The organism is Echinicola strongylocentroti, from assembly GCF_003260975.1.
Taxonomy (GTDB): domain Bacteria; phylum Bacteroidota; class Bacteroidia; order Cytophagales; family Cyclobacteriaceae; genus Echinicola; species Echinicola strongylocentroti.
This window is the reverse complement of sequence record NZ_CP030041.1, coordinates 6,136,902-6,155,893: the sequence shown is the minus strand read 5'-3', so window position 1 is coordinate 6,155,893 and position 18,992 is coordinate 6,136,902. Positions and strand designations below refer to the sequence as shown.

General features: G+C 45.8%; 9 protein-coding genes. 1 reads left to right on the top strand and 8 read right to left on the bottom strand.

The genetic code is table 11. The features are described from left to right. Positions 1 to 506: 506 nt before the first annotated feature. Genes DN752_RS23970 through DN752_RS23940 form a run of 7 tightly spaced genes read right to left on the bottom strand, consistent with a single transcriptional unit; the run spans position 507 to position 15,420 of the window. The gene (locus tag DN752_RS23970; RefSeq protein WP_245949399.1) at positions 507 to 2,153 is read right to left on the bottom strand and encodes a RagB/SusD family nutrient uptake outer membrane protein; all 1,647 of its coding nucleotides are present in this window, start codon (positions 2,151 to 2,153) and stop codon (positions 507 to 509) included. Further along, positions 2,153 to 5,242, bottom strand: a complete 3,090-nt coding sequence (locus DN752_RS23965) for a SusC/RagA family TonB-linked outer membrane protein (protein WP_170134472.1) — start codon at positions 5,240 to 5,242, stop codon at positions 2,153 to 2,155. Before DN752_RS23965 ends, DN752_RS23970 begins: the two co-directional genes overlap by 1 nt. Before the next feature lie 17 nt (positions 5,243 to 5,259). Further along, positions 5,260 to 6,849 carry a fasciclin domain-containing protein gene (locus DN752_RS23960; protein WP_112786703.1) on the bottom strand — a complete coding sequence of 530 codons (1,590 nt, stop codon included), beginning with the start codon at positions 6,847 to 6,849 and terminating at the stop codon, positions 5,260 to 5,262. A gap of 11 nt (positions 6,850 to 6,860) precedes the next feature. Then, positions 6,861 to 8,462, bottom strand: a complete 1,602-nt coding sequence (locus DN752_RS23955) for a fasciclin domain-containing protein (protein WP_112786307.1) — start codon at positions 8,460 to 8,462, stop codon at positions 6,861 to 6,863. A gap of 7 nt (positions 8,463 to 8,469) precedes the next feature. Beyond that, entirely contained in the window at positions 8,470 to 9,939 is a 1,470-nt protein-coding gene (locus tag DN752_RS23950; protein WP_112786306.1) for a RagB/SusD family nutrient uptake outer membrane protein, read from the bottom strand. Positions 9,940 to 9,951: 12 nt separating this feature from the next. After that, the gene (locus DN752_RS23945) at positions 9,952 to 13,206 is read right to left on the bottom strand and encodes a SusC/RagA family TonB-linked outer membrane protein (protein ID WP_112786305.1); all 3,255 of its coding nucleotides are present in this window, start codon (positions 13,204 to 13,206) and stop codon (positions 9,952 to 9,954) included. A gap of 18 nt (positions 13,207 to 13,224) precedes the next feature. Beyond that, on the bottom strand, positions 13,225 to 15,420 hold the full coding sequence (locus tag DN752_RS23940; protein WP_112786304.1) for a fasciclin domain-containing protein: 2,196 nt from the start codon (positions 15,418 to 15,420) through the stop codon (positions 13,225 to 13,227). A 1,625-nt stretch (positions 15,421 to 17,045) separates the two neighbouring features. On the opposite strand from DN752_RS23940, the gene DN752_RS23935 reads away from it, so the two are divergent. After that, a complete protein-coding gene (locus tag DN752_RS23935) occupies positions 17,046 to 17,924 on the top strand; it encodes an inositol oxygenase family protein (protein ID WP_112786303.1) in 879 nt (292 codons plus the stop codon). Between the two features lie 121 nt (positions 17,925 to 18,045). Here DN752_RS23935 and surE read toward each other — a convergent pair whose 3' ends face one another. Continuing rightward, positions 18,046 to 18,825, bottom strand: coding sequence for a 5'/3'-nucleotidase SurE (surE, locus tag DN752_RS23930; RefSeq protein WP_112786302.1), 780 nt, complete (start codon positions 18,823 to 18,825; stop codon positions 18,046 to 18,048). Positions 18,826 to 18,992: the final 167 nt, after the last annotated feature.

Here is an 18,992-nt window from a genome sequence, read left to right as displayed (position 1 = left end):
TAATTGAGTCAGAGACTCAAAGCTTGCCAGTGCTGGGGCAGAGACCCAGCACAACCCGGGGAGTCAGAGTCTCAATTCTTCAACGTGTTGGGGCAGAGACCCAGCACAACCCAGCTACCTCCTCGCCCCGCAGGGACTCAAGACTCATACCTCACATCTCACTACTAAAAAAGACAAGACCGGGCAAAAAATCACCCGATCCTGTACTGGATTAACAAACCCCTAGTGTCGAGTCATTTTGCAATGACCTTTCAACTCCGCCCAAATTCAACCAACGGTCAATCTGGGCGGAACTGAGTTACTAAAGGCATTAATGTGAGCTTTTGGTTTAACCCGGAATATGCATTAGCCTATCTGTTGCGACCTGAAACTGCTTCAAAATCAGTCGTTTCACTTTAGTTTGGAGGCGTAACCGTAGCGGTGCTACGCTAATGCCTCCAAACTAACTGATTTTCTTGCACTTTCAGCTCTCACTACGATTCCCAACGCATAATCCGGGTTTAATCTTATTGATTTAAATCATAGTCAATGAACCAGTTTTCTGGCTGCATCAGCAGGTTTTTGATGCTTTCTCGTTTGCCTGCCGGATATTTGGCACTGACCCGGTCTGCCAGCATGCTTGGATCATTCCACCGCTTGGCCATCCGGATCATGGCAAAATAAGACCTTGCTTCCCCAGCACTTTCCATGCAAGTTTCTTCCAAGAGCAAACTATCCAAGCCTTTTTTATATTCTTCGATCTTCTCTGGTGTATCCAGTTCATCCTTGCTCAAGCCTTCCGGAAAGACTGGCCCTAGGTCAATTCTCCTTCTTACTCCCCAGTTGACATTGAGGGCAGAATTATACGTTTCATTGTCCAGAGGATACGCTAGGTTCCCTTCATTTTTGGATAGGTAATTTTGGATTCCGTCATTCAGGAATGCTTCTGCTTCCTTGAATTTCTCCATTTGATTAAGCGCTTCGGCTATGAACAAATGAACATCGCCAGCACGATATAGCACAACATGGACATCATTCTTGTAGATATTGTCGGCAGACTCGTGCGCACGTGAAAACTTACGGACGACCCACTCGCCATTCTGTCTCCAGTAGGTGTAATTTTCCCCCCGATAATTATCTCCAATGGTGACTCCATCCTGCCTCACCTGCTGCTGAAAACGCTCCATAGCGGCATCTGTTGGGCGCAAGTAGTACTTGTTGGGCTCCGTATTGGAGAAATATTCGATCAATCTATTGGTCTGTTGACGTTGGTAGTCAAAAGGAACAATATTGATCAGCTCCCGGGTCTTGGTGATCGGGTCACGGTAAAAGAACTGGATCCACTCCCCATTATAATCATCATTGCCGAGCTTATACCGGCCACTGCCCTCATCATAGATAAAAGACATGCCCAAATTCACCACCTGCTCATAATTGCCATTCCAAAGGTAAAGCTCAATGAGAAGTGGCTCTGGAGAAGGACAGATCATGTTCCAAGTAAGGTCCTGTGCAGAAGTACTCACACCAGGAAACAACAGGTCCGACCAGATCAGCACCTGCTTACCGTTTATACCATTGACCCCGCCTTCCATCAGGCTGATGAGTTGGCCGATAAGTTCTTCGAATCCCATGGTGGGATACTTTGAAAAGTCGGCTTCTTCTGTCAATGGTTCATCCAAGTAGACTGCCTCGCCATACAGCTTGCCCAGCATCAGGTAAGCCCAAACCTTGAAGCGGATCGCTCCACTCACCAAAGGCTCAAAAACAGCATCCTCCACCGCATTGGGATTGGCCTGTTTGTATTCGAAGGCTTTTTTGATGTAATTGTTGGCATTGGAGATCACGTCATAGTATCCACTGGGATCCGCTAGGCTGTTGCCGGGACTGCTGCTATGGTTATAGATTTCCCACAATTCCTGAGGAGCATTGTCGGTCGGCTCGAGGAAATCCCCTCTCAGCTCCGAAAGGAAGATGGCCTTATCGGCGACTGTCTGCACCTTGGCCGCAATGCCCATGTATCCAGAATACAGTTCATTGGTATTGCCAATGTAATTTTCCTCCAAGAGCATGTCATCTGTATCGGTCTCAAAGTAGCTTTCGCAGCTTCCAAAGGCCAATAAGCCCAAGAGTAAGGTGTATTTATAAAAAGCATTATACTTCATAGCTGATGTCATTAAAATTGTAGGTTAAAACCAAATTTCACGGTAGATGGAAGCGGCATAGCACCATAATCTACTCCTTGCCAGGCCGGCTGATAAGCATAGGATACCACTGGGTCCAGCCCTAAATAGTCCGTAAATGTCAGGAGGTTTTCTCCTGCCAAGTACACTTCACCGCCTTCAAAAAAGCTCCATTTGCCCAGCTGATAGCTCAGTGTGACGTTGTTGAGCCGCATGAATGATCCATCTTCTATCCAGCGATCGGAAAAGCGGCCGTTGCCCATCGGGTCACCGTAATTGGCCTTGGGAATATCGGTCTGCTGGCCATCCGTCTGCCATCTCTTGTCTACCGCCAATGACTGGTTCCTAAAATCGCTCAACGATTCCATTTCCCTTCTCACGCCGTTATAGATTTGATTTCCAGCACTGAAGGTAAACTGCGCAGATAGCGACAGTTTCTTGTACCTCACTTGCGTAAAGAAGCTGCCAAAGAAATCCGGAGATGCATCACCGATGATGGTTCTATCCTGATCGTCAATGACCCCATCCTGATTCAAATCCTCAAATTGGATGTCTCCGGCATTGAACTGGTCTCCTTTAAAATCCACCAAGCCCAAGGCGTCGGCAGCTTCCTGCGTACTGATCACGCCGTTGGAGACAAATCCATAGAAATTGTAAGGGTTTTCACCAACTGCGGAAGAAACGGCCCATTTTCCACCATCCATCTCACGGATGACAGCGCCATCGGCACCTTCCATCTCTGTAATCTTGTTTTGGTTTTTATTGATGGTACCGCCTACGCTCCAGCTCACATCCCTGCTATCTACCAGTCGCAACTGTAGTGCTGCTTCAATCCCTTTGTTTTCCAGCTTGGCACCGTTGACATACCTTTCGTCAATGCCATATACCGAGGAAATACTTTGGGGAAAAACCACGTCCGAAGAAATCGTCTGGTACACGTTTAGGCTGGCTACAAGTCGTCGATCGAAGAATCCAGCATCTATGCCTGCATCGAAATTTTGGTTGCGCTCTCTTCCAAGGCTGGTGTTGGCCACATTGCCATTTACGATTCCCGCCAACTGACGGTAAGCCTGACTGGTATAAAACTGACGGCTCAGGCCAGAAGGATATTGACTGTTTCCAGTAAGCCCATAGCCCACATGCACATCCAATTGATTTATAACGTGGCTATTCTTCAGCCACGGACTGTTCTTTGCCTGCCAGGTCATTTCCAATCCTGGAAATACCCCAAACCTGGACGCATCGGCTCCCGTAGAGGAAGCACCATCAGCAGACACATTCAAGGAGGCAATCCACTGATTCCCTATAGTGTATTTGGCATAACCATAAAGGCTCATCCAGTTCCAGGAATCATAATAGCCTGAAAAATATCTTCCTTCAGCATCGACATAAGAAAGCGTCTTGTAGAAATCCGAGCTGGTATTCCGCCCAAATCCCCCATCAAACTCCTGTCTGGTCATGATCCCTTGATAACCTATTCCCGCTTCCAATGGGTTGCCTGCCAGTTCCTCCACAATGTCTGCATTGACTTTATAGAATAAATTGGAGACTTTGCCGGTGCCTGCTCTGGCGGTGTTAAGTGCCACGCCCTCTTCTTGGGGGGTGATGGTCTGGCTGGACCTACCAGGGATAAAGGCAGACTGCCGCTTGTACCCTGAATAATACCCAAATACCGCTTGCATTTTCGTATGGTCGTTCACCTCAAAATTCAACCCGGTATTCAAGAAAGCATCAAAATTGTCCGACTCCATCTTGGTATCATTCACTACTGCCAAGGGATTGGAGACCCCAAACTGCCTAACAGCATCATAAGCCGGTAGCTGGTTATTGTATTCATCTTTCTTATATGGGCTCAAGATCGGCGCCTTGTACAAAGCCGCCATTAGAGGATTGGTAGCATCAGAGAGAATCTGCTCATGCAACTTGCTATTACCATAGGTCAAGCCCATCGAGGTCACCAATTGGAACCGTTGACTTAGCTCGATCTGGGCATTTAGTCGAGTAGTATAGCGGGTGAAGTTGGTATTGTCATAGGTACCTCCCTGATTACTCGCCCCTACCGACAGGTCGTATTTGGCAATGGCATCTCCGCCCTTTACACGCAAGTGATTAGAGGTGACAAAAGATGATTTATTGATCAAATCTTGCCAATCGGTATCATTGTTATACAGGAAATTGTAGTAATAGTCAGGATCATCCCGCAAGAAAGGAAAGAGGTCCAGCATGTCTCCCATGTCTTCATAGCGGGTAAGTCCCACATCTCCGATATAGCTCTTGAAGTCATCTACTCCCAGCACGGGCAGCCTTTTGTTGTTGTAGGCCATACCATATTGTCCTGAAAACTCAATGACCGTTTCCATGTCTTCCGGAGAACTGGTTTCGATCAGCAAGACGCCATTGGAGCCCATGGAGCCGTAGCGTGATGCTGCACTCCCTTTGACCAACTTGATATTGTCAATATCATCGACACTGATCACATTAAACATACTTGGCGAATAGCCCTTGATAATTGCTGAATTGTTCAAATCCTGCAGGTAAGGCATACCATTGATGACGATCAACGGCGCATTTCTACCGGTCAGGGAACGGATTCCTCTTAAATTGACATAGGCTCCTTCACCGGGCATGCCGCTTTTATTGATGACATTCAGTCCCGGAAAAGCCCCTTGGAGCACATCCTCCACATACATGGCACTAGGCTTGAAGCGCTCAGAAGGAAGCAGCTCTCCTTTCATGCTGCCCTGCTCATCATTCTTTGCCGGTACTTCATAGTAGTCTGTTCGCTGCGGAAGCAGTATCACTTCTATATAATCCCTTCCCAAAAGTGGAATGGTCTGCTCCTGAAACCCTGGTGACCAAACGATCAGGTTCCCTTCCAATTCGTCCAGTTCGATACTGAATGTCCCCTGCCCATCTGTCTGGGCGGTATTTTCTTTATTTTCTATGGAAATATAAGCGTCACTGATAGGTTCATTCCCATAGGGGCTGCTCACCTTTCCTTTTAGCACTTGCTGGGAATTGGCCCCAAAGGCGATAACCATCATCAAGGCCAACATCAAGGCTAGTTTATGTTGTTTTATCATTGTTCCTTCCATTTTCATCAATAGTTATTTTGGGTGGGTACAAGTGCCCAGTGGTAGAGCTTCATTTCTTCTCTGGAGGATTTTCCCAGCAAAGCCACCTCTACCCTGATCTTGAATGTGCGTATTTCATCACCTTCGATGTTCACCACGCCGACCAAGCCGCCGAGGCCATCCCATTTGGTACCGGAAACGGTATTGGTGCTACGGTCATAGTTCCATGGTGAAGAAGGCTCCACATTTAGCTCAGAAGCGACCAATTGGTCATCAATGTAAACGTTCAAGAACGGATGGTTTTTGGACTGGACGCCCATGTAGAGGTTATATTCACCTGGCGGAACCTCCACTACAGAAGCAGACGTGGTACCGTCCTCATTTCTATCCAGCTTCACTGGCGTATAGTCCACTGCCAAAGGTTGACCGGGAATATTGTCACCAAACAACCTTAGAATGGTGTAGGTACCGGAAACATTGAGACTAGGGAATGAATAATTATCCGTTCCTTGTGCCCTGATCTCTGTGGCATTGTGGAAGGTGAAGAGTTCATCTCGCTGCTCATCAGGTACAAATTCATAATAGTAAAACAACTGCTTGATCGCCGATATATGGACGTTATTGGGGATTTTTAGGAAGTTGACATCATAGATTCGGCCATTGCTCATCCGCTTGTATTGGGTGTTCACGCCTTGTACAGAAGTCTTCCATCGAGCACCAAATGCCGATATCAAATCCTCTTCTGTGCCATAATCCTCCACTACCTCATCGTAGAAGACAGCATCCATGATCCAGTTCCAGGCTGTCAGCGAATCCTCTCTGGTAAATGGCTTGCCAAACTGGTCATAAAGCCCCTGAAGGTTATCGAAGCAATTGGCCACCACTTGGTTACTAGGCACAAACATGGTCACTTGAGAAAATTCTGACCTGAAGTCAACCTCCTCGAAAATCGGATTCTCAATGACAAAAGCCGAATCGTAAATGGTGTTTCCTGACTTATCCACCCCAATCGGAATACTGTTTTGCGCATCAAATACCGTATCATTGGCGGCAAATACAGAATCCCTGATCATGGAGAAATCGTCCGAAAGCTTGTAGACATAATTATAAATGCTCTCATCCGGCACCATCAGTTCACTGATTTCATGAACTACTCCGTTTTGGCAAAACTGGTTTCCATTGGTGATGGTGGCATCCGCCACTTGAATGGTATTTTCTACTTTTTTGGTCACTGGAATGTATTTCCCGTTAAGTGACCGAAGTCGAAGACCATCCCGCAGTTTGCTCATATCATAGGTCAAATTGTTGATATGATAGCGCAGGACAAATTCAGCTTCCATGTCCATCTGCTGGAGAGCTTCCATTCCTTCGTTATTCACTGCCCAAACGGACAAATATTGATCTCTGGTCAGTTCCTCGGCGATACCTTGCTCTTCCAAAGCCTCCACAAATTTGGCATAGTCAGGATTTGCTTTTAGGTAATCCAGCAGATTGAGCTCGGAAACCACCTGGGCAGTTTCATCTGTCCCTTCCAGTCCATAATGCTCGTCCCATGTCTCCTCACATGCCACACAAAGCAAGACAAGCAATCCAAGTATGTATTTAAAATTTTTCATGGGTTTCATTGTTAGTCAACAGGTTTAAATCTGATGTGATCAAGTGTAAGTAACTCACCGTCAATGGCCACAATCCTCAAGGTGTGACTGCCGGTTTCATCAAAGGTGAACGAGCTGGTCATCCTCCTCTCCAATGCCCTGTCATAGCGCCTATTGGATACAGGCCACTGGCTGCCCAGTCGCTTGCCATCCATGGAGCATTGCAGGTAACCTGTATTTTCAGACTCGGTATAACTGAGGTAGGTCATGGTGATTTCATAACTTCCTTTGATCAGTACGGGCGTTTCCATTTCGATCCATCCGGATTGACCCAAATCCAGTCTTATGTGGTCGTGGTTGACCGCATCTGCATACCAGATTCCGTCTGCTCCACGATTATTGCGGTAGGCGACTGCATTTGGTCGATACTCCGGAGTGGATTTCCAAGTATAGCAACTCAACTCCTCTTGGGTAAATGTCCGCGTGTAAGTCGAATTTAGACTGCTGTTTTGGTATTGGTCGCAGAGGGCTTGCAGGTCAGCATAGTCCGTCAAGTCCCATATCACCGTCACCCGCTCTGGCGTAAAAAGCGGCATCCAATGGTCCACTTCATGCATGACACCGTTTTTGCAATTGATATTTTCCTCTATAAAGGACACGCCTCTGTTGGCAGCAGTATCATAGTTCATGACCAGACTTCCTGAGCGGTCGGCGATATTGATCAGTTCATTGGTAGCCAGCGTGTTGATGTTCATGGAAATTTCTCCTTCCGGAAAATCACCTAAATCCGCAAAAGACCTTACCTGCGACAGCAAGTGGTAATCCACGTACTTCCGCAGCCCATTTTCCGGATCGGTGTACTGGTCTCCTTCGACCTCCAATTTCTCAATTAGGTCGGCAAGTCCCATGATTCCATCTTGGGCATACACCTCATCAGGCACAGCAAAAGCCGTCATTCGAATCCTATATTCCAAGGGATTACCGGTCACATCGGTTTCCTCTATCACGATGGTATTGAGCATATCGGTCCTTCCCACGGCTTCCACTGCTTCTCGGAAAATAGAAAAGCGCTCATCTCCCAATCGGTCCATGATGGTGGCCGTCACGGGCACCAGCACATCCTCCAGTCCATGGATAATACCGTTGGTCGCCTCGATGTCCAAGTCCACGATCCGTGATGCTCCGTTCAGGTAAATCGCATTTAGCCCGCCTTCGCGAAATTCGATCGAAAGGTTGTCATCAGTAGCATTACGGTCATTGATGACACCGTTTTCAAATTGGCTTTGGCCGATTTTCACCTGATTGATGGTATGGTACTTTACCAAATAGGTAGCATCCTCTTTGGGTATGTCCGTCACATCAGCCCATCCATTGGCATCCAAATATTCCTGCACCCCATCATTGGTTGGTGCGAACACCGTATAGGTACTTTTGAGATTTAGCGTATTGTACATGTCTGCATGTCGCATCAGTGCTACCCACATGGAGAATTTCTCCGGCTGTGATTCCAGCAGCAAGGATATGGGCAGCTCTTCGTAAGCAGTAAACGTGGTATCCTCATAAGGATCCGAACAGGAGACCAGTGCCATGACCAGCCCCACAAGGTATATGATAGCGTTATTTTTAATGTTCATGGCGAGGTTAGTTTAGGTTATCATAATAGGGATTTTGCTCCAACAGCCTGTTGGCGGCCAACTCATCAAGATGAATGGGCAGGTAATGGCTGTTCACATCCAGTAGTTTGGAGCGGATAATGGGAGCGGAACTCGCAGGAGCCGTCAGCAATACCTGTGTGATCAGGTAATCCTTGTACTCATAGTCGTTTCTGCTCGCCACGCGAAGGATATCGTACCAGTTTTTGCCTTCTCCGACAAACTCCCTTCCCCGCTCTTCCATGACCAGTTCCAGCATCTCCAACTCCGTGGATACTGCAGACACCGGTGCTGATATCTGGGCGCGCTCACGTACCTGATTGATCAGCTCGACGGCTTGATCATAGCTGCCCGCACCTTTCATGACCATGGCCTCTGCCTTCATCAGGTAAATTTCAGCAATGCGGTAAATGATCCAGTTTTGGTCACTATAGGTTCTTGGAATGCCTGTCTCTGCTTCCGAACCCAAGTACTTCCAAACACTGAAATCCCCGTCCAAATAACTGGATCCTTCTCCCCGGATATCTTCATCCGAATCGGCAAACAAGCTAACGGTGTGTTCGGTGACATTATACCGTTGGTTAGTCCCAAACCAGGAGACCAGGTTATTGGTCTGACTCTTGTCAAAGTCAAACTGTACTTCAAAAATCCCTTCGTTGGTATTTCCTTCGCTGAAGATGCGGTACCAATTGTTATTGTTATTGACCACGCCTTCCAAAAGACCCAGTTGACCACTGTTGATCACTGCATCACAGGCCGCTACGGCCTTGTCATACTCTTCAGTCCACAAGTAAACATCGGCTAGGGTGGCATAAATCGACCATTTGGTCGCACGGCCTTTGGTTTCCCATACGGTGGGCGCCACTTCCTTGGCGTATTCCACAGCACCTTCCAGGTCCATTTTAATTTGCTGTAAAATCTCATTGGAAGGTGACTTCGCTACCTCAAAAGCAGTCTGGTCATCCATATAAGGCTCCGTGATCAAGGGGACGTCCCGGAAGTTTCTGACCAAATAGAAATACGCCAATCCCCTGAGGAAATAGGCCTCCGAAAGGTAAGATTGCATCACGTTTTCATTGAAGGAAGGATCCTTCTCCACTACCTCAGGAGCATACTTGATGACCATGTTTGCGTAATTGATCACTTGGTAAAACTTGTCCCATTTGACAAAGTCATTACCGGGAAGGATGTCCCATTGGTTGATTCTGAAGATATCGGCCGATATGGCTCCACTGCCGGTGGTAAGGCCATTTCCTCGCATTTCGCCCCATACCAACTGCTGTTCCATCGTCTCGCGAAGCCGTACGTAACCAGCACCCAGGACGGCCTCTACTTCTTCTTTATTGGTCCAGTATTCGTCACTGACCTGATTGTTCTCTGGCTGCAATTCCAGCCAATCGTTACATGAACTGACGGCAAATGTTAATACTGCCAGTAAGCATATATATGTCTTTCTCATGATTCCTTCGGATTAAAAGTTCATATTTATACCCAGTGCAAACCGCTTAGGTCGTGGCGTAGATGCACCATCCACACTGAGCATATAAATATTGCTGGAAAGATTTACCTCCGGATCCTGACCGGAATACTTGGTCCACGTGTACAGGTCCTGTGCGGTAAAAAAGACATCCAGCCGCTCGATATTGTTTTTGGACAGCCAAGCTTTTGGCAAGGAATACCGTAGCGATACGGTCTTTAACCGCACAAATGAACCATCTTCCACAAAGCGGTCGGAGCCTAGGTAATTATAGCCTTCATTATACAGTGCCCTAGGAATCTCCGTTTCATCACCTTGGTGCCTCCAGCGCTGAAGTACTGCGGTACTTTGATTGTAGGTACCGTACATGTTTTCAGTGTTGATCCGTGTCTGGTTGACGATCTTCTGACCAAACCTTCCGTGCAGGAAAGTCGTCAGCATAAAATTCTTCCAGCGGATATTGAAGCCACCACCAGCGGTAAACAACGGCATGGCGTTGCCCAAGTACACGATATCATACTGGTCGATGACCCCATCTCCATTCACATCTTCATATTTGGCATCACCAGGATACACGCGTCGGTTTCCGTTTTGCATGTACACCAATTCGCCATCGATATCATACATCTGGTTGCCTTCATTATCTCGGGCATAGGTCTCCTCACCATCTTGGTAGACGCCTTCATAGCGATATCCATAAAATGAGCCGATAGGATTGCCTTCCACGATCTTATGGGCGTACTCGCCATTATCGAAATCATAGTTTTCAAAAAGCATATTGTCGGGAAGCTGCTCCACCTTGTTGCGGTTACGGGCAATATTGAAGTTAAAGGAGATCCCTAAATCCTCTCGCTTGATCGCGTCATAGTTAAAGATCATTTCCCAGCCCCTGTTGTACACTTCTCCGGAATTATAGTACCTCACTTCTGAGAAACCAGTGGAAGAAGGCAAACTGTAGTCTTTCTGCAGGAGGTCTGTCGTCCGTCTGTCATATACTTCAGCAGTGACAAAAAGCCTTCCTTCAAGCAGAGAAAAGTCAATACCTATATTAGATTGCGTGATGGTCTCCCAGCGCAGGTTCTCCAGCTGCATGCTGGCAGGCGAAATGGCCACCATGTCGATATAGCCCGGAGTAATCGGGCTAAAGGTACCGATGTAAGGGAAAGCCCCTCCCGGAGGGTTACCGCTTTTGCCCCAACTGGCTCTTAGTTTCCCAAGCTCTATACCTGCTATATCCTTCATAAATGGCTCGTCGCCAAAATGCCAGGCCAAACCGATCGAAGGAAATCCTGCCCAACGGTTATTGGCCCCCAAGCTGGAATTGGCTTCCCAGCGGTAGCCACCCGAAATGATGTATTTGCCATTAAAGGTATAGTGCGCATTGGCAATGGTCGCCATTCTTCTGGTCATCGAATTATCAGATTCCATCTTGGAAACGGCACCACCATCTGTCGGGTCATTCAAGGATTCGGAGGCGTTACCGCTGGTCTGGCTGACATAGCCAAAACTCCGGGCCTCGTTGGTCTGCACCAAGCCACTCAAAATGATGTGGTTTTTATCGTTGATGGCTTTGTTATAGATCAGCTTGTTTTCGGTATTGATATACAGCTGATCCGAAAGCATATCCGCACTTCTATTGAAATAAGGATCCGTCCAAAGTACGCCCGTGACAGACTGCGGCAGGAAACTGGTGTTTTTATTGGTTCTGGTATCAAAACCTACCGTCCCTTGGTACTGCAAGTCTGGGTTAAACTGGTAGCGCAATCGGAAGATCACCCGGGCATTGTCTGCGATGGTTTGATTGCTCGATTCATGCACCAAGGCCACTGGATTGTACATTTTGTTATTCGCAAAGCTCCCTTGGAAGTTTTCCAATGGCGTGAAATATTCCGAAGTCCGCCTTCCCACGTCGTCCAAGACATAAGGGCTCATATTGGGCATTTTACGCATGGCCATGGCACGGGCAGACGGGAACTTATTTTCCGTCCAGTTGGCATCCTTGATACTTTGGGAATAGCTCATGTCCGCACTCACGCTCAGTTTGCTGGAGAAATTATAGGTCACACTCGCCATGGAATTGAACCGGTCCAGTGAAGTACCGATGGTCGTTCCCATATCCCGCAGGTAGCCGACGGACACACGGTAGATAGCCTTGTCACCGCCACCGCTAAGGGAAAAGTTATTGTCCAAGAAATAGCCCAGCTGGGTTACTTCATTGACCCAATTGGTATTTTGGTTGTATTCATCAAAGTAAACCCACTCTGGGTCAAAATTGATTTCCGACGACTGAAACAACAGGTTCGTATAGGCAGAACCAGATTGATAGCCGATATCATTGATGGAATTCCAAATCCCATCTTGCATCAAGCTGACATACTGTGATCCATTCAGCAGCGGAATGGTATTGGGTTCCTTCTTGATTTCCGATTTGGTAGAGAAAGAAAACCGCGTCTTTCCTTTTTTTCCTTTTTTGGTCTTGAACACCAACACCCCATTGGCGCCCTGAGAACCCCAAATAGCCGTAGCGGCCGCATCCTTAAGCACCTCAATGGATTCTATGTCATTGGGAGAAATATTGACCAAGGCCCCAAAGTCCTGGTCATTGGCCGTGGCGAAGTTAAAGTCATCGCCAAAATTGGTCGGGTAAGGAATCCCGTCCACCACGATCAGCGGTTCAGAATTGGCATTCAGGGAAGAGGTTCCCCGGATACGGATGGTACTTCTTGACCCGGGGTCAGCACCTGAAATAATGTCCACATTGGCCATTCTTCCTTGCAGCCCTGATTCGATAGAGGTCATGGGCACTTCCTCCAATTGCTCCACATCAAAACGCTGGCTGGAAGACACTTGCTCACGCTGACTGATGCCCAGCGAGTTGGTCTGGACACGCTCGGCCACGACCTCAGCAGAGCCGTATTCGAAGGCATCTTCTTCCAGTTTGGTGTTGATGGTGGTTTGGTTACCGATGGTCACCTTTTTGGTTTTAAAACCGATATAGGAGAAAACCACTTTCAGGCCATTACCCTGTGGTACTGCCAAGCGATAATTACCATTTTCGTCCGAAATGGTACCGTTTAAATTACGTTGCTGTTCATTTTCGATGAAGATACTCGCTCCTATGAGTGGCTCCCCACCGATGTCGGTTATTTTTCCTGTCAAAACGGTCTGTTGTTGCTGCTGTTCCTGTGCCACAGAAGGCAATACGATGAGCAGCATTAGCAGACAGCTAATGATATATCTTAGTTTCATAAAACTGGTATTGAGGGTTTATTGTCCTGAATTGAGCACTTTATCGATCTGATAGACAGCGCCATCCACATAAGTTCTTGGAAATGTACTGACCACGCTGGCCGTCTCTCCAGAAGCAGACCTTAGCTGAAGGCCTGTACCATTGTCCATAAGTGTCAGTTGGCTGAAGGCGTCCCCGTTTTCTTGGGCTGTTGTCAGCGCACCTTCCACTCCCATTCCTGGGAAGGCATAGTCACTGTAGCTATTGATACTGGCCGGTACAAAATAATACCGCAGAAAATCCTCCAACTCATCTTCACCTTCTGGGATCAGTCCTTGCTCTTTAGCCTCCAAAATGGCTTCATTGGTCGGTGCGAAGAGCATGTAGTTGTCGCCAAATAGGAATTCAAATTCATTATTGGGCTCCACCAAACCAGCTTGGGACAGCAGTTTGGAGAATTCCGAAAATTCCTGAATGGTACTGGTTCCAGAACTGGCCGATGCAATGATGTACTTGAAGCTGCCTTCTTCACGGATGAGCGAGCGCTCTACCTCATAGGCCTTTCCGTTGTTCCATTCGCCGGAGACGGTAGTCGCAGGGGCAAATTCCCCGAGGTTATAATTATTGGATGAAGCCACCCCTTGGTCTGTGATATACAGGTAACTGAATGGGTTGCGGGTACGGTACACGTTGGTTCCGGAAATTTCCGTGATCTCTTCAGTCACAATATGGTTCTGCACAAAAGCCCTCATGGCGCCGGTACTCATGGGCACAAGGATGCCATCGGCATTTTCGACCTCTATGGCTTCATCTCCAAACTGCAGGGGATTGCCTTCATTCCAGAAGATTTCACTTCCACCGTAAATGGTGCTGAGAATGGTCTCATTGGTAGGAATGAAAACCGTAAACCTGAGCGCATCACCGAGGAAAGCCTGTAGGCTGCCCGAGTCATAAAGCATCTGTAAGAAAATGCTGTATTCAGGTTGCTGCAGCAGTGGACCGATCACTCCGCGGAATAGCTCTGGCACGATCACTTCGTTCAATCCATAGTACACCCCATTCACGCCGATGCCTTTGGCTTCCACGTCCTGTGCCGGATCAAATTGAATGGTATTGCCAAAGACACTTTGGATATCACCGCGCTCGATTTCAGATGGAAAGACAATACTTCCAGTATAGACGTGGTTGCTCAGCAATAACCTGATCGGTACAAAAGGCACTTCCTCAAGCGAAGCATAATGCGCTGACCAGTATTCGCTAAAGAACGCCTGTAACGCTGCATTGTTGGGAGCAAAAACATTATAGGCATTGGCCGAAAGGGCTGCCAGGTTTGCATAATCCACCAATCCAGCCCCGCCATTATAAGACCATTCGGAAGCAATTTCCGGCAAACCATTGTGCATTTTCACATAAAGTGAATCTCCAGCATCCGCATAGGCCTTGGAAGTGGCATCATCATACCAAAAACTGGTAAACCGATCATAGATTTTAATAAAATCACTGTAATTGATTTCTTGTTCCAATTCATTATATACAGTTTCCAAGGGCTTTACCACCCTGTCCATGATATACACGTAACCATTATCGGTAGGCAGTGCATATTCACTGACCGTGGCATTGGAAACATTAAAGCCACCGGAGCCAGTCCACGTGCTTTCTGGATAGAAATACTCGTAGTTGGACGCAGCATCGATGTTTTTGGAAGTGAATAGGTTGTAAGAGAAAACAGGAACAAAACGTTCTTTGTGAAAAATAGTGCGTTCTTTTCCCGACACCTTATCCATTTCTACTGAAATGGTATCCCGGCTTTTGGTGCGGTGCTTGTAATACAAACCGGCCATGGCGGGCTTTTCTACAGCTTGTCCTTCCGGACGGTAATTGGCAAATCGTTCTCTGGAGAATGAGTAATAGACCAAATGGTAGCCCACCAACTTCTTTGCTTCAGCTTCTGAGAGTTGATCGACAGACCCTATGCCCTCTTCAGTGAAGTACTTCTCAAAAGCATCATCAGGCGGTGCCAACACCGTAATGATCCCTTTTCCCTCCACTAAACTTTTGAAGCCGGCTTTTTCTACGGCCTCCAGAAAGATGGTAAAATCCCCCCTGCTTTCCAGCAATTCCCAGGCATTGCCTTTGAGCCACTCGGGGCGTTCATAATGTTCTTCCCAGCCTACTTCTCTACATCCAAATAGCAGAAAGCAAGCTGAAAAAAAGTAAGTAATCCTTTTGATCATCTTGACTTGGGTTAGGTTATTAAATTGGGTTGCTAATTTTTATCGGCCCCACACAATTAAGTGTTAGACTAACACGTTATTATGTAAAGTAACCGATTAATAAAATTTACTTTCTACTATTAGTTCAGGGTCAAAATTATGTTTGTAAGATAGAGAGGAAGATCAGCGTAACTGATCTGTACTGTGCTGTGATGACCATACAGCACGGGTAAGTTTGCATTTTTCAAATAAAAGATTAAATTATACTGTGTATTATATTTCCCTATACACGTACTATTTTTGCAAAAATCACTTAATTCAGGTAAAAAACTCCTATTATTCTTTTAAAAACCAGTTTTTGATATTTTAGGGGATCTGCCAAATGTAGTTGAACAACATAGATACATAGGGAACAATAGTAGCTAGTTGTAAAAGAAAAAAAAATCAGTAAAAATCTGCCTAATCAGCGTTATCAGCGTTCCATCATTAGCCAAAAAACCTATGTTTTCTATCTTCCTATGTGGTTAAATACTATTCTTTAGAGCATGATGTAGTTGAACAACATAGACACATAGGGCACAATAGTAGCTAATTGTAAACCTAAAAAATTCAGTAAAAACCTGCCTGATCAGCGTTCCATCATTAGTCAAAAAACCTATGTTTTCTATCTTCCTATGTGGTTAAATACAATACTATTCTTTAGGGCATGATGTAGTTGAACAACATAGACACATAGGGCACAATAGTAGCTAGTTGTAAAAGAAAAAAAAATCAGTAAAAATCTGCCTAATCGGCGTTATCAGCGTTCCATCATTAGCCAAAAAACCTATGTTTTCTATCTTCCTATGTGGTTAAATACAATACTATTCTTTAGGGCATGATGTAGTTGAACAACATAGACACATAGGGCACAATAGTAGCTAGTTGTAAAAGAAAAAAAAATCAGTAAAAATCTGCCTAATCGGCGTTATCAGCGTTCCATCATTAGCCAAAAAACCTATGTTTTCTATCTTCCTATGTGGTTAAATACAATACCCGTCTTTAGACTACGATTTATGGTTAACAACATAGACACATAGGGCACAATAGTAGCTAGTTGTGAACCTAAAAAAATCAGTGAAAATCTGTCTGATCAGCGTTATCAGCTTTCCATCATTAGCCAAAAAACCTATGCATTCTATCTTCCTATGTGGTTAAATACAATACTATTCTTTAGAGCATGATGTATTTGAACAACATAGACACATAGGGCACAGTAGGAAACATTGTCACAATAGTAGCTAGTTGTAAAATAAAAATAATCAGTGACAATCCGTCTGATCGGCGTTATCAGCGTTCCATCATTAGTCAAAAAACCTATGTTTTCCATTTTTTACTGGATACTAAATACAACAATTCTTCTTAGTGCCTTTGTGGCTTCGTGGCAAAACAGGACCAAGTGACACTTCTGTGGGTACTTTGGGGCTAGTGCTGCGCCTGATTATGCACTTTGTTATGCAAAGGTTTTCGTTCGTGTTTTCCCCTTTCAAATGCATTCTAAGACCTATTTTGTCCTTTCTTATAGGCAGGGGTAAATCAGCGGGAATTGTAAGTGATCGCTTTCATATGTAAATTGGTACAATGCTATATGACAACGCAATAGACCTATGAAGAATTTAAAAGACATATCTGATAAGAATCCATTGAAAAGTATTGAAGACTGGGAAAAGGACTTGCTGGAGCGCTACCCAGACCCCTCTGACCATGACAAATCAAAGGAGCAATACCGAAATTATAATGATGGAAGCCGACAAGACACCGTGAAGGAGTTTTATAAGCTCAACCACCAATACCAGACCTATGATTTTGTGGTCAAAAAAGAGGAAGAATTCCTACAGTTCAATAAAAAAGAAATGGGTTTCTGGGAGGCGGTTGATTTTCTGAACACCCTCGTAGATGATTCTGACCCCGATACAGATTTGGACCAGTTGCAGCACCTGCTCCAGACCTCTGAAGCCATCCGTGCAGATGGCCATCCAGATTGGTTTGTGTTGACTGGTTTTATCCATGATTTTGGCAAGGTACTATGTCTCTTCGGGGAGCCTCAATGGGCTGTGGTGGGCGACACTTTTCCCGTGGGATGCCAGTTTTCGGACAAAATTGTTTTCCCGGAGTTTTTTGACCTCAACCCCGATCAGCATAACCCTGAACTGAACACCAAGTATGGCCTATACAGTCCCAATTGCGGCCTGGATAATGTAAAAATGTCTTGGGGACATGATGAATACCTTTATCAGATGGTAAAAGACCACTTGCCCGAACAAGCCCTCTATATGATCCGGTATCACTCCTTCTATGCCCAGCATAAAGAAAATGCCTATGACCACTTACTGAGCGATCATGACAAGAAGCTGTTTGAATGGGTCCATAAATTCAATCCCTATGACCTGTATTCCAAAGTACCCGTTCCCCCTGATGCCAAAGCCTTAAGGCCTTACTACGAGGATCTAGTGGCGAAATATTTGCCAAATACGTTGAAATTTTAACCCCACATTACCTCTGAAAAAGTTCAGGGCAAAAAAAATAGAACAGGTTCAAAAGGAAAATATTGAACCTGTTCTAAACTTCATTCAGCTTTGTAGCCCTTGTACGGGGCACTTTGGACTCCTATTCCACATCCAAATCCCACTCCTCATTCATCTGAGTGATGGCGTGATAGGCGGTCATGTCAAACTGACAAGGTACCACCGAAGCATAATTATTGGCAATGGCCCACTCATCGTTATCCTCGCCTTTGTCAAAATTCACGAAATTTCCCGCCATCCAGAAGTACTTCCTGCCATTGGGATCAAAGCGCTCGTCAAACTCCTCTTGCCACTTGGCTCTTGCCTGACGGCAAAGCTTAATGCCTTTAAGCGGTTCATTGCGTTTGGGAGGGAAGTTGACATTAAGGGCAACTCCTTTGGGCATGCCATGCTCCAGTACTTGCTTGGCAATCTTATAAACATATTCTTCCACATGTGAAAAATCCGCCTTGGCACTATAATCACAGAGGCTGAAACCTATCGATGGATATCCTTCTATTGCTCCTTCGATTGCTGCGGACATAGTACCGGAATAAAGCACACTGATAGAGGTATTGCTTCCGTGATTGATACCGCTGACGATCAGGTCCGGTTTACGATCATTAAACACATAATGCTTGGCCAGTTTTACACAATCTGCAGGGGTACCACTGGACTTATAAGCTTCCACATCTTCAAAAATTTCCTCTTCATCCAATCTCAGCGTATTGCCAATGGTAATGGCATGCCCCATTCCTGACTGTGGACTGTCCGGTGCTACGACGACCACCTCGCCAAGTTTTTTCATCACATTCACCAGAACCCTGATGCCTCTGGAAGTGATACCATCGTCGTTTGATACTAAAATGAGTGGTTTGGTCATTTACCTGTTGTTTTTATAAAAATTAGTGTTTCCGTGATGTTAGTGGATATGATCCTGGTCTATCTCACTGCTCAATTCACGGATCAAATTTACGATAAAGCCTTCAAAAAAAAAGAATGATGAACACTCTATCCATCATTCTTTCAAATTAACACTATTTATGTAGT